This window comes from Citrobacter sp. MGH104 (genome assembly GCF_001034485.1).
GTDB classification, from domain to species: Bacteria; Pseudomonadota; Gammaproteobacteria; order Enterobacterales; family Enterobacteriaceae; genus Citrobacter; species Citrobacter freundii.
In genome coordinates this window covers 2,751,382-2,764,013 of the sequence record NZ_KQ089818.1, presented here as the reverse complement: position 1 = coordinate 2,764,013, position 12,632 = coordinate 2,751,382, and the positions used below count along the sequence as shown (strand labels likewise).

Here is a 12,632-nt window from a genome sequence, read left to right as displayed (position 1 = left end):
AGGAGCCGTTAAGACATGCCTAATTTCTTTATCGATCGCCCAATATTTGCGTGGGTGATCGCCATTATTATCATGTTGGCAGGGGGGCTCGCGATCCTCAAATTGCCGGTAGCGCAATATCCGACTATTGCACCGCCAGCAGTGACGATCTCCGCGACCTATCCTGGCGCTGATGCCAAAACAGTACAGGATACTGTTACGCAGGTTATCGAACAGAATATGAACGGTATCGATAACCTGATGTACATGTCCTCAAACAGTGACTCCACGGGTACCGTGCAGATCACCCTGACCTTCCAGTCTGGTACTGATGCGGATATCGCACAGGTACAGGTGCAGAACAAACTGCAGCTGGCCATGCCGTTGCTGCCTCAGGAAGTACAGCAGCAAGGGGTTAGCGTTGAGAAGTCATCCAGCAGCTTCCTGATGGTTGTCGGTGTTATCAACACCAACGGCACCATGACGCAGGAGGATATTTCCGACTACGTTGGCGCCAACATGAAGGATGCCATTAGCCGTACTTCAGGCGTGGGCGACGTTCAGCTGTTTGGTTCTCAGTATGCGATGCGTATCTGGATGGATCCGAACAAACTGAACAACTTCCAGCTGACACCGGTTGATGTAATCAGCGCCATCAAAGCGCAGAACGCCCAGGTTGCAGCCGGTCAGTTAGGTGGTACGCCGCCGGTGAAAGGTCAGCAGCTTAACGCATCGATCATTGCGCAAACCCGTCTGACCTCCGCTGATGAGTTCGGCAAAATCCTGCTGAAAGTGAATCAGGATGGTTCCCAGGTTCGTCTGCGTGACGTAGCGAAAGTGGAACTGGGCGGTGAGAACTACGACATCATTGCGAAGTTCAACGGTAAACCGGCATCCGGTCTGGGTATCAAGCTGGCAACAGGTGCTAACGCCCTGGACACCGCAAACGCTATCCGCGAAGAACTGAAGAAGATGGAGCCGTTCTTCCCGTCAGGTCTGAAGATCGTTTACCCGTATGACACCACGCCGTTCGTGAAAATTTCTATTCACGAAGTAGTGAAAACGCTGGCAGAAGCAATCATCCTCGTGTTCCTGGTAATGTATCTGTTCCTGCAGAACTTCCGCGCGACGCTGATTCCGACTATCGCCGTGCCGGTGGTACTCTTGGGTACATTTGCCGTCCTGGCGATTTTCGGCTTCTCAATAAATACCCTGACGATGTTCGGGATGGTGCTCGCCATCGGCCTGCTGGTGGATGACGCCATCGTGGTGGTCGAGAACGTTGAACGTGTAATGGCTGAGGAAGGACTACCGCCGAAGGAAGCAACGCGAAAATCGATGGGCCAGATTCAGGGCGCATTGGTGGGTATCGCGATGGTGCTGTCAGCGGTATTTATCCCAATGGCGTTCTTCGGGGGGTCGACCGGTGCAATTTACCGTCAGTTCTCCATCACCATTGTTTCCGCGATGGCGCTGTCTGTACTGGTGGCATTGATTCTGACCCCTGCCCTGTGTGCGACCATGCTCAAACCGATTGCTAAAGGCGATCACGGAGAAGGCAAAAAAGGCTTCTTCGGCTGGTTTAACCGCATGTTCGATAAGAGCACGCATCATTATACCGATAGCGTGGGCGGTATTCTGCGCAGCACCGGTCGTTATCTGGCGCTGTATCTGATTATCGTTGTGGGCATGGCCTATCTGTTCGTTCGTCTGCCAAGTTCGTTCCTGCCAGATGAAGACCAGGGGGTATTCCTGTCTATGGCTCAGCTGCCAGCGGGTGCGACGCAAGAGCGTACCCAGAAGGTACTGGACGAAATGACGGATTACTACCTGACCAAGGAAAAAGCGAACGTTGAATCGGTGTTTGCCGTTAACGGTTTCGGTTTTGCTGGTCGTGGTCAGAACACCGGCATCGCGTTCGTTTCTCTGAAAGACTGGAGTGAACGTCCTGGCGAAGAGAACAAGGTTGAAGCGATTACTCAGCGTGCAATGGGCGCATTCTCGCAGATTAAAGACGCGATGGTCTTTGCCTTTAACCTGCCAGCGATTGTGGAGTTAGGGACCGCAACCGGTTTTGACTTCCAGTTGATTGACCAGGCGGGTCTGGGCCATGAGAAGCTGACTCAGGCGCGTAACCAACTGTTTGGTGAAGTCGCGAAGCATCCTGATCTGTTGGTCGGTGTTCGTCCTAACGGTCTGGAAGATACGCCGCAGTTCAAGATCGATATCGATCAGGAAAAAGCGCAGGCTCTGGGCGTTTCCATTAGTGATATTAATACAACGCTGGGTGCAGCATGGGGTGGAAGCTACGTGAATGACTTCATCGACCGTGGTCGTGTGAAGAAAGTTTACGTCATGTCTGAAGCGAAATACCGTATGTTGCCGGAAGATATTGGCAACTGGTATGTCCGCGGTAGCGATGGACAGATGGTACCGTTCTCCGCCTTCTCAACCTCACGTTGGGAATACGGTTCGCCGCGTCTGGAACGCTATAACGGTTTGCCTTCCATGGAAATCTTAGGCCAGGCCGCTCCGGGTAAAAGTACCGGTGAAGCCATGGCGATGATGGAGCAACTGGCCAGCAAACTGCCATCCGGTATCGGTTATGACTGGACCGGTATGTCCTACCAGGAACGACTGTCAGGCAACCAGGCTCCTGCCTTGTATGCCATTTCACTGATCGTCGTATTCTTGTGTCTGGCAGCGTTGTACGAGAGCTGGTCAATTCCGTTCTCCGTAATGCTGGTTGTACCGCTGGGTGTTATCGGTGCATTGCTGGCAGCAACGTTCCGCGGCCTGACCAACGACGTTTACTTCCAGGTAGGCCTGCTTACAACCATTGGGTTGTCGGCGAAGAACGCGATACTTATCGTCGAATTCGCCAAAGACTTGATGGATAAAGAGGGTAAAGGTCTGATAGAGGCGACGCTGGACGCAGTACGCATGCGTTTACGTCCAATCCTGATGACGTCACTGGCCTTTATTCTGGGCGTAATGCCGCTGGTCATCAGCTCCGGCGCAGGCTCCGGTGCGCAGAACGCCGTTGGTACTGGCGTAATGGGTGGGATGGTGACGGCAACCGTGTTGGCGATCTTCTTTGTTCCGGTGTTCTTTGTGGTGGTACGCCGCCGCTTTAGCCGCAAAAATGAAGATATTGAGCATAGCCACTCAGTAGAGCATCATTGATACATCTCTAAAGATAAGGCCGCGCAAGCGGCCTTTTTTCTGGAAAAATCATAAAAATCACTTATTGCCATTCCGTTTATTTTCTATCGGGTAAATAAGCGATATAATCCTTGCAGCCTTAAAGGCTATTCTTAAAAAAACAGCGAGAGTTCTTATTTACTTTAATAAATATTAAGATTAATCCTATCCACTGGTTTTCATTGTCGGTTGTTGCCTTTCGTTGCTAAACCTAAACAAGATAACCCGATGATTGCCCGAAGAATAAAGAAACTGTCCCATTTCGAATTGCGGCATTTATCTGTTAAAATGTAAAAATGACGTAGCATCATAATTTTACATAATTGTAATTTTTCGTGATATGACGATGAAATCTTTTTTAGAGTAGATTATAGTTAAATCATCAGGAGTCGCGGGCAAGTTCCAGGTAGTTGTTGTATCCATCCCGAAAGGTGTTCGGTTAGTTTAAGCCACTAAGAAGGGGATGCGTTATGGATGAATACTCACCCAAAAGACATGATATCGCGCAGCTTAAATTTCTCTGCGAAACTCTGTATCATGACTGTCTTGCAAACCTTGAACAAAGTAACCATGGCTGGGTTAATGACCCTACCTCTGCAACCAGCTTGCAGCTCAATGAACTGATAGAGCATATTGCAACCTTCGCACTTAATTATAAAATTAAGTACAATGAGGACAATAAGCTGATCGCGCAGATAGATGAATACCTGGATGACACTTTTATGTTGTTCAGCAGTTATGGTATTAATACGCAGGATCTGCAGAAATGGCGGAAGTCAGGTAATCGACTGTTTCGCTGTTTTGTCAATGCCACCAGGGCTAATCCTGTTAGTTTGTCTTGTTAAAAATTATTACAATCATAGGTAAGAGTTATGTCCGATAAACCATTAACTAAAACAGATTATTTGATGCGCCTGCGACGTTGCCAGACTATTGATACGCTAGAGCGCGTTATTGAAAAAAATAAATATGAATTGTCCGACAACGAACTGGCTGTATTTTACTCAGCAGCAGATCATCGCCTTGCTGAATTGACCATGAATAAGCTTTACGACAAGATTCCAACTTCTGTTTGGAAATTCATTCGCTAATTGCACTCAAGGTTAAGTCAGGTATAGCGGCACATTTGTCTGGCTGACCGTTTTCGTATTTATACCTGTCATACTTCAAGTTGCATGTGCGTTGGCTTTCCTCGCTCACCCTAGTCACGTACTAATGTACGCTCCCAGGGATTCGCTGCGTCGCCGCCTTCCTGCAACTCGAATTATTTAAGGTATACAATGGTTATTTAATTCAAATCACGTGACAATGATCACAGCAAAGAAGCGGGAACGTTCCCCTTGCTTGCATTACGTTTTACTGTGCTGAAATAACCTTCAGTACACAGGGAAATCGTAATGCGTAATGAAAAGCAAAAAATGATCGTCGGCGAATACTATCGCCCGGCAGATGAAACGCTGCGCAGTGACCGACTACGCGCTCGTCAGTTGATCCATCGCTACAATCTCACCGCTCCCGATGAAAAAAATGAGCGTCAGGCAATCCTGCATGATCTGTTAGGTCAGAGTGAGGGTGCCTATATTGAACCCTCTTTCCGGTGTGATTACGGTTATAACATCTATCTTGGTAAAGACTTTTACGCTAATTTCGACTGCGTTATGCTCGACGTCTGTCCAATTCATATTGGCGACAACTGCATGCTGGCACCTGGCGTTCATATCTATACCGCGACCCATCCGCTGGATGCTACCGAGCGCAACAGTGGCCTTGAGTTCGGAAAGCTCGTGACTATCGGCAATAATGTCTGGATAGGTGGCCGTGCAGTGATCAATCCTGGCGTCACGCTGGGCGATAACGTGGTTGTGGCATCAGGCGCAGTAGTCACTAAAAGCGTTCCAGCAAACACCGTGGTTGGGGGCAATCCCGCAAGGATCATCAAAACGCTGTGATCTTAAATGTAACTGTTATGCTAAATTGCGGTTAATCTGTTACTTTCTTAAAAGGGTATCCCCTTTTAAAATAGGGCGATCCCTCCTGAATTTTGCAGATATCATGAAGGCAAGAGATGACAGAAATACAGCGCCTGCTTACTGAAACAATCGACGACTTAAATATTCGCGAGAAGCGCGACAACAAACCGCGCTTTAGCATCAGCTTTATTCGCAAACACCCAGGGCTGTTTATCGGCATGTATGTTGCCTGGTTTGCCACGCTGGCGGTGATGCTACAGTCAGAAACGTTAGTCGATTCAGTATGGCTGCTGGTGGTACTGTTCGTTGTACTCAACGGCTTTTTCTTTTTCGACGTTGCGCCACGGTACCGCTTTGAAGATATCGACGTTCTGGATTTTAGAGTTTGCTATAACGGAGAATGGTACAACACGCGCTTTGTCCCCTCCTCGCTCATCGATACTATCCTGCACTCACCGTCCGTGGATAGCGAACATAAAGCACAGCTGCAAAAGATGATATCGCGCAAAGGCGAACTCTCGTTTTACGATGTCTTTACGCTTACCCGCGCCCAGACCACCCAGTAACGGCATCTCAGCGCAGATAAAAAAAGTGCGTTCCAGCCCAGGCAACGCACTTTAATCCCTGAAATGCTGGCAAAGAAACTAACGTCTCTTTTTACGCCCCTGTACTGCTTTAAAGCGCGGATTCGTTTTGCAGATAACGTACAAACGCCCTTTGCGTTTTACTATCTGGCAGTCAGGATGGCGCTGTTTTGCACTGCGAAGTGAATTGAGTACCTGCATTTTAACCCCGCTTAACGCCAATAAAATGACCAAAACGTTTTTGGAAACGTGCTGCACTACCTTCATTATCAAAGGTTTTTTGTTTCCCGGTATAATACGGATGCGATTTAGAAGAGATATCGAGGGTCACGTACGGGTACATTTCCCCCTCAAACTCAATTTCACGCTCAGTCTTAATGGTCGAACCGACCTTAAAGAATTCATTGGCACTGGTATCGTGAAACACCACGGTACGGTAAAAAGGATGGATATCCGGTTTCATGGCAACCTCGATTTGTTACGTTATAACATAACCGACAAAATACACCACTCTTGTACAAACCACAACCTGATTTACGCTAGAGGGAGTTAAACGGGATGATAAGTGGCCGTAAATATATGATGTCAATCGAATAGCTTTTCGGGGTTTCAGATATACTTTCCCTACGCTGTGTAAATAAGGATATCACTGTGACAACACGACATCTGATAAGCCTGGTGACTGGGGTACTGTTCCTTTCCATCCTCGCGCCTGTAGGTTTAAGCCTGTGGCTTGCACATCGTCAGGTCGAAACGAAATTTATCGATGAACTCGACATGTTCTCAACACGAGTCGCATTACGTACGGAACGCGTAGGCGAGCAGGCGAAAAAAGCATTACGCCATATTGAAGCATTTCAGGGGGTGCCTTGTAGTGATGAGCATCTGCTGGAAATGCGTCGTTTGTCATATAGCTATCGCTATATTCAGGAAGTGCTGTACCTCAAAGATAACGTTCCGCAATGCTCATCTCTGGAAAAAAGAAGCCAGGCAGACGCATTTCCACCCGCAATGAAAGTCACTCCTGATGGATATCGCGCATGGCTTACCACGCAAAATGATTTGGGCATCAAGCGCTTTATGGCAGCATTAGGGAGCGAACATTATATTGTGATGGTCGATCCGGGTTCTTTCATTGACGTCATCCCGTTTGGCTCATGGCCGATTGAAGTGACTATCATTGGCACCATGCGCAACGTCGTGGTTGCCAGTAGCGCCGATCTGCCATCGGACGTTTTGCAGCATATACAGCAAGAACGATCGATTACCCATTTTAACAAAGATGGCAGCATTTATAACGCCCGCCCCTTTCCTGAGTTGGGCATCACGATCGTAACCTGGGCGTCTACCCTGCCATTGCAAAAAACCTGGCACCGTCAGGCGCTGATCTGGCTCCCGGCAGGCATTCTTATCGGCTTGCTCACCGCCGCCTTTGTTTTGCGTATTTTGCGCCGCTTACAGTCGCCCCATCATCAGTTGCAGGACGCTATCCAGCATCGGGACATCAAAGTCCACTATCAACCAATTATCTCGCTCAAAACGGGGAAAGTGGTTGGGGCAGAGGCGCTGGCTCGCTGGCAGCAGGCCGATGGGAGTTATCTGTCACCTGAAATTTTCGTCGCGCTGGCGCATGAAACCGGGCTGACAGAGTCCCTCACCCGGTTGATTATTGAAAGCGTATTTGAAGATTTAGGCAAATGGCTGCGTCAGCATCCTGAGCAGCATATATCCATCAACCTTGAGTCAGCCGATCTGTCCTCCGAAACGCTTCCAGCCCTGTTAAGCCAGAAGGTGAACCACTGGCAACTTAAGCCTGCGCAAATCGCGCTGGAGCTAACTGAACGCGAATTTGCTGACCCAAAAAACAGCGCGCCGTTTATTGCCAAATACCGTCAGGCGGGTCATTCAATCTATATTGATGACTTTGGTACAGGCTATTCCAGCCTGAGTTATTTGCAGGATCTGGATGTAGACATTCTGAAGATAGACAAATCGTTCGTCGATGCACTGGAGTACAACAACGTCACGCCACATATCATCGAGATAGCAAAAGCGCTGAAACTTGAGATGGTGGCGGAAGGTATCGAAACCGAGAATCAGGAAACCTGGCTACGCAAGCACGGAGTGCAGTACGGTCAAGGCTGGCTTTACAGCAAAGCGCTGCCGAAAACGGAATTTATACTGTGGGCAGAAAAACGGCTTTAACATGGCTGTTGATGTTGAGATGGCTGGCGGCACGCCGCACAGCCAGTCACATCACTCTTCCATAATGGGCGCAAATCCACCGTAGATCATTCGCTTGCCATCAAATGGCATAGATTCACCGAATTCCTTCATACGGGGATCGGACATCATCTTCTGATTCGCCGCGTCGCGGACCTCTTTGGAAGGGTATTCAATCCAACTGAATACCACTTCTTCATGATCCTGCGCTTTCACAGCCATGCGAAAATCGGTCAATTTGCCGTCAGGGACATCATCTGCCCAGCACTCCACCACGCGCAATGCACCGAACTCCTTGAAAAGCGGAGCTGCTTTTGCCGCCATCGCAATGTACGCCTCCTTGTTTTCAGCGGGTACGGCAACCACAAAGCCATCAACATACTTCATGAGAAAAACCTCCGAAGTGTACTGCGCGGCAAGCCGATTCCGGCCGCGTCAGTCGAGGTTAAGTTTAGTCGCCAGCAGGCGATCGTGCCCCAGGCGTATTCCTGATGCGAATACGTGCCTGCGGCTGATGGCGAAACCACGGCAGGCAAAGCTGAATGAGCGGTCCGATAGCCAAGGCATACAGCACCGTACCAACCCCCACGGTTCCTCCCAGCAACCAACCGATAAGCAGCACCGACACTTCAATTGCGGTTCGAATTCGTCGTACTGGCCAGCCGGTACGTGCGTGGATACCGGTCATCAGACCATCACGCGGACCAGCGCCAAAACCGGCACCAATGTACAGGCTGGTTGCTAACGCATTCAGGATCACCGCTGACACCAACAGCCCGCTGCGCGCCAACAGGGATTCAAATCCCGGAATCACCAGCAGCGCGGCATCTGCCGCCAGCCCGATCATAATCACGTTGCTCAACGTGCCAAACCCTGGACGCTGGCGCAGCGGTATCCACGCCAGCAGTACCAACACACCCACGGCAATAATCACCACGCCGATATTCATCGACAATAAATTGGCCACGCCCAGGTGAAATACGTTCCACGGATCGGCCCCTAAATCGGCACGGACAAACATCGCCGTCGACACACCATACAGCGTCAGCCCGATGAACAGCTGAAGTAAACGACGCAGCATGCTTTTCCCCTCTCACTCTCAGATAACTTTCATCATCACCGCAATTGGCACTATGATTAATGTCCAGTTTTCAAAAAGTGGACTGCTATGTCATCACGCCGTTACGGAAGCCAGTCTTTGCAGCGCCTGCTCGGACACTGGCAGGAAAACCCCTCACGAACGCCCATCTGGCGACAGCTGGCAGAAGCGTTACGTCTGCTGATCCTTGATGGTCGACTGGCGCTGGATAGTCGCTTACCCGGCGAACGCGAGCTCGCTGCCGTTCTGCAAGTGAGCCGAACCACCGTCGCCAGCGCCATGGCGCAACTGCGTGAAGAGGGATATCTGGAAAGCCGTCATGGGAGCGGCTCACGGGTGATCCTGCCGGAACACATTCGTCATGTGCCTACACGAACCAGTACCGGTACAGCGCTGGATTTGTCCACGGCGGCGCTGAGTGCCGGTCCCGAAATTCACCATGCTTACCAACAAGCGCTGTTTGCGATGCCGCAGCATTTGCTGAGCTCCGGGTATCTACCGCAGGGACTGGCGGTTTTGCGTGAATCCATCGCCCGACATTATTGCGAACGCGGACTCCCGACGCAGCCCGATGAGATTATGGTCGTGAACGGCGCGGTCAGTGGCCTGGCGCTGATCCTGCGTTTACTCACCGGCCCAGGCGATCGCGTGGTGGTCGATCATCCCACGTATCCGCTGGCGATTGCCGCGATTCAAGGCGCATCATGTCGTCCCGTCGGTGTGTCGCTGCCCGAACACGGTTGGGATACGGCAGGTCTGGTCGCCACCATCGCGCAAACCGCACCGAGAATGGCCTATCTGATGCCGGACTTTCACAATCCGACCGGGCGTTGCATGGACGCTGCAACTCGCCAGGTCGTGGCAGATATTGCTGAAAGGACCCGCACCACATTGGTGATTGATGAGACCATGGTGAACCTGTGGTATGACGCCCCGCCACCACCGCCGCTTGCCGCATTCAACCGCAATGCACCGATCATCCTGCTGGGATCTGCCGGGAAAAGCTTTTGGGGAGGATTGCGTCTGGGCTGGATTCGGGCGTCGGCGCGAACCATCGCGGCGCTGGTACAAACTCGCGACACCTTCGATTTAGGCTCCCCGGTGCTTGAACAACTCGCCACCAGCTGGCTGCTGGATAATGCCGCCGACTTTCTTCCTGACAGAAGACGGCTACTCACATCGCAGCGAGATCTGTGCTCGGACCTGATGAACGCACATTTCCCGGAGTGGCAGTTTACCCAGCCACAGGGAGGACTCTCTTTTTGGGTTGAACTGCCCGATACGCTGGCAACGCTATTCGCTACGCGCGCCGAAATCGCAGGCATTCAGTTGGGAACCGGTACGCGTTTCGGTCTTGATGGTGCATTTGACCGCTTTTTGCGTATGCCCTTCACATTACCGGATGACACAACGCGTGCCGCCTTCCGGGTGTTGCAACCCATTTGGGATAACCTGCGTTTGCAGTCCAGCAGCGGGAAAATACGTAAAATAATCTAAACGACGAGTCAAAGGACTCGTCCTTGAATGCCGTGATGGACGAGGATGTCCCGGCAATATTAACGCTGAGGAGGAACCGGAAACCCCTTCAGAGAAATCACGAAATTCTCACCGTCTTTCTTAATTTTTGCCCCGGCATCACACCAGTCGGAGGCAATACGGAAGAACTCATCGCTGCCGACGTTCCAGCTCAGACGAACATGTTTCACATAACCGGAACGCAGCATTTCACAGGCTTCGCCATAATTACAGGCGGTTGAGAGCGGTTGTTGTTTCATTTTTTCTTCTTCAGTAGTCTTCGCAATGCTTTGATTTCTTTAGGAGTCAGTGCTTCAACCACGGATTCTTCCGTATGCTGGCTATCGATATCCTCAGCGGAGACTCCCGCCTCTTCAACGGCGGAAAACGCGATCAGCAGTAGTTTTTCCGTCGCGATACTTAAATTTTCACTATGCACTTCAGCGTAATGGCGAAGCTTTTCTTTTAGCGCCTCATCAATTTTGACATTCAATACAGCGGTCGACATCGTAGAAAATCCTTGTGGTCAGCCAAAACACACCGAATGTAAGACCCTGTCGTTACAGTGCGATGGCGGCGGCAAAAGCATCAAATAACATCCCCGAAACACATTGACAGCATTTGATGACATTAAAATGACAATACGATGACAAAGAAAAGAAGATAAACAGAAGGAAAATTGCCGGACGGCAGAATTGGGTGGGGGCCCTGCCAGCTACATCCCGGCACACACGTCATCTGCCTTGGCTGCTTCCTTCCGGACCTGACCTGGTAAACAGAGTAGTGTTGCGGGAGAACCAACAGAGCCCCCATTGAGAGCGTTGTTAACCAACGCGCAGGCGCATTATCACTGCTGCACCCTGTAATTGCAACCCATCCAGCATCGGATGCTGTTTTCTTGTGCAATGCGGCTTCACTCCTTCGCCGTTCAGCATTATGCTGGAGGATTAGCGCAGGAATAAATGATGGATATACAAGACACTTTCCCCCAACGCGTCTGGCAAATCGTCGCGTCAATCCCCGAAGGTTTCGTCACCACCTATGGCGATGTTGCCAGGCTTGCCGGTTCGCCGCGTGCTGCGCGCCAGGTAGGCGGCGTGCTTAAGCGTCTCCCCGAAGGCAGCACTTTGCCCTGGCATCGGGTGGTTAATCGTCATGGTGCCATTTCGCTGACAGGCCCCGACCTGCAACGGCAGCGCCAGGCGTTGCTGGCTGAAGGAGTAGTGGTTTCAGGAAGCGGACAGATCGATTTACAGCGCTATCGCTGGGTGTACTAACCCTCTCTGGGCGGAGAGGGTTACGACTGCCTTAGTACTGTGTGGGAGCAGGGACGGCAGAAGACGGATTCACCTGGGTTGGTGACGTTGACGGCACCGTGGTGGCAGCCCCACCGCTCGCCTGAACCGGTACTGCCGTTTGCTGTACAGGGACCAGCGTCAGGTCAGCTTTTGTCCCCCCCTGATTGATGACCGTCTGCACGGTATCAGTAATGAAGACCAGTTTGTCATTAACCGTAATTGCCGCACTTAGCAGAATACGGGCGTTAGGTTGAATATCAGCCGGGTTAAACGGTAATACAAAGCTGAATGGCGCTTGTTTACCTTCAGTACGGACCGCTTTTTGCGACAGCACTTTTGACGGCGCATCGGCCAGTGAAGCATCTGACAGCGTTACGGTCAGCACCGCATCAGGTGGCAAGGCCACTTTCTGGCGGATCCATACTGTACCGGAGACATTAGGCTGCTGAATTTTAGACTGTGTGTCAGCAATTGACGTATTAGGGCTTGGCGCAGGTGTCTGAATATCCGCGCTTTTATCGGCGCAAGCTGCCAGAGCGACCGCAACCGCTAAACCACTTACCATGTGCACGAGTTTCATTAAATTCTCCTTTTCATCTATGCACCAGCGAGAACTTTCCTCGCCAGAAGAGTGGTTAACAAAAACATAACGTGACTAAGTGTGGCACAAGATAGCTGTTTTTGCCTGTAATAGGCCTTTAATTCAGACAATTGCACCCATCGGACCACTTTCAAAATTGCGTTATACTCTGCCTACCTC

At 50.7% G+C, this 12,632-nt stretch carries 14 protein-coding genes, 1 other RNA gene and 1 pseudogene; 8 read left to right on the top strand and 8 right to left on the bottom strand.

Features of this window, described 5'->3' with window-relative positions; all coding sequences use genetic code 11:
- Positions 1-15 precede the first annotated feature (15 nt).
- The 5 genes from acrB to SK34_RS12930 all read left to right on the top strand — a co-directional run bounded on the left by acrB (position 16) and on the right by SK34_RS12930 (position 5,719).
- Entirely contained in the window at positions 16-3,165 is a 3,150-nt protein-coding gene (gene acrB, locus SK34_RS12950) for an efflux RND transporter permease AcrB (protein WP_003021736.1), read from the top strand.
- 488 nt (positions 3,166-3,653) lie between these two features.
- Positions 3,654-4,028, top strand: coding sequence for an Hha toxicity modulator TomB (gene tomB / locus SK34_RS12945; protein ID WP_003021733.1), 375 nt, complete (start codon positions 3,654-3,656; stop codon positions 4,026-4,028).
- Between the two features lie 27 nt (positions 4,029-4,055).
- Entirely contained in the window at positions 4,056-4,274 is a 219-nt protein-coding gene (locus SK34_RS12940; RefSeq protein ID WP_002892050.1) for an HHA domain-containing protein, read from the top strand.
- A 306-nt stretch (positions 4,275-4,580) separates the two neighbouring features.
- Positions 4,581-5,132, top strand: coding sequence for a maltose O-acetyltransferase (gene maa / locus SK34_RS12935; RefSeq protein WP_048233188.1), 552 nt, complete (start codon positions 4,581-4,583; stop codon positions 5,130-5,132).
- Positions 5,133-5,248: 116 nt separating this feature from the next.
- Positions 5,249-5,719, top strand: a complete 471-nt coding sequence (locus tag SK34_RS12930; protein ID WP_003021724.1) for a YlaC family protein — start codon at positions 5,249-5,251, stop codon at positions 5,717-5,719.
- A 78-nt stretch (positions 5,720-5,797) separates the two neighbouring features.
- Here SK34_RS12930 and ykgO read toward each other — a convergent pair whose 3' ends face one another.
- Positions 5,798-5,938, bottom strand: a complete 141-nt coding sequence (gene ykgO, locus SK34_RS23850; RefSeq protein WP_005125190.1) for a type B 50S ribosomal protein L36 — start codon at positions 5,936-5,938, stop codon at positions 5,798-5,800.
- A 1-nt stretch (position 5,939) separates the two neighbouring features.
- Positions 5,940-6,200 carry a type B 50S ribosomal protein L31 gene (locus SK34_RS12925; protein WP_003021719.1) on the bottom strand — a complete coding sequence of 87 codons (261 nt, stop codon included), beginning with the start codon at positions 6,198-6,200 and terminating at the stop codon, positions 5,940-5,942.
- Positions 6,201-6,388: 188 nt separating this feature from the next.
- Here SK34_RS12925 and SK34_RS12920 point away from each other — a divergent pair, with 188 nt between their 5' ends.
- Entirely contained in the window at positions 6,389-7,942 is a 1,554-nt protein-coding gene (locus SK34_RS12920; protein ID WP_003835927.1) for an EAL domain-containing protein, read from the top strand.
- Positions 7,943-7,993: 51 nt separating this feature from the next.
- Here the strand turns inward: SK34_RS12920 and SK34_RS12915 are convergent, their stop codons facing one another.
- Entirely contained in the window at positions 7,994-8,347 is a 354-nt protein-coding gene (locus SK34_RS12915; protein WP_003831033.1) for a DUF1428 domain-containing protein, read from the bottom strand.
- A 64-nt stretch (positions 8,348-8,411) separates the two neighbouring features.
- Positions 8,412-9,041: a membrane protein YczE gene (gene yczE, locus SK34_RS12910; protein WP_003021707.1), complete on the bottom strand. Its 630-nt coding sequence runs from the start codon at positions 9,039-9,041 to the stop codon at positions 8,412-8,414.
- A gap of 87 nt (positions 9,042-9,128) precedes the next feature.
- Here yczE and yczR point away from each other — a divergent pair, with 87 nt between their 5' ends.
- A complete protein-coding gene (gene yczR, locus SK34_RS12905) occupies positions 9,129-10,556 on the top strand; it encodes a MocR-like transcription factor YczR (RefSeq protein ID WP_048233187.1) in 1,428 nt (475 codons plus the stop codon).
- 59 nt (positions 10,557-10,615) lie between these two features.
- On the opposite strand, the gene SK34_RS12900 is transcribed toward yczR, so the two are convergent.
- From SK34_RS12900 to ffs, 3 genes are all read right to left on the bottom strand, one after another.
- Positions 10,616-10,834: a hypothetical protein gene (locus tag SK34_RS12900; protein WP_003021701.1), complete on the bottom strand. Its 219-nt coding sequence runs from the start codon at positions 10,832-10,834 to the stop codon at positions 10,616-10,618.
- A complete protein-coding gene (locus tag SK34_RS12895; protein WP_003021699.1) occupies positions 10,831-11,082 on the bottom strand; it encodes a hypothetical protein in 252 nt (83 codons plus the stop codon). Before SK34_RS12895 ends, SK34_RS12900 begins: the two co-directional genes overlap by 4 nt.
- Positions 11,083-11,280: 198 nt before the next feature.
- Positions 11,281-11,377: signal recognition particle sRNA small type (gene ffs, locus SK34_RS23845), an RNA gene on the bottom strand.
- Between the two features lie 84 nt (positions 11,378-11,461).
- On the opposite strand from ffs, the pseudogene SK34_RS12890 reads away from it, so the two are divergent.
- Positions 11,462-11,851 (top strand): annotated as a pseudogene (locus SK34_RS12890) (MGMT family protein).
- Between the two features lie 31 nt (positions 11,852-11,882).
- Here the strand turns inward: SK34_RS12890 and SK34_RS12885 are convergent.
- Positions 11,883-12,452 (bottom strand): YbaY family lipoprotein, encoded by a 570-nt coding sequence (locus SK34_RS12885; protein ID WP_003021666.1) that lies wholly within the window; start codon positions 12,450-12,452, stop codon positions 11,883-11,885.
- Between the last annotated feature and the right edge of the window lie 180 nt (positions 12,453-12,632).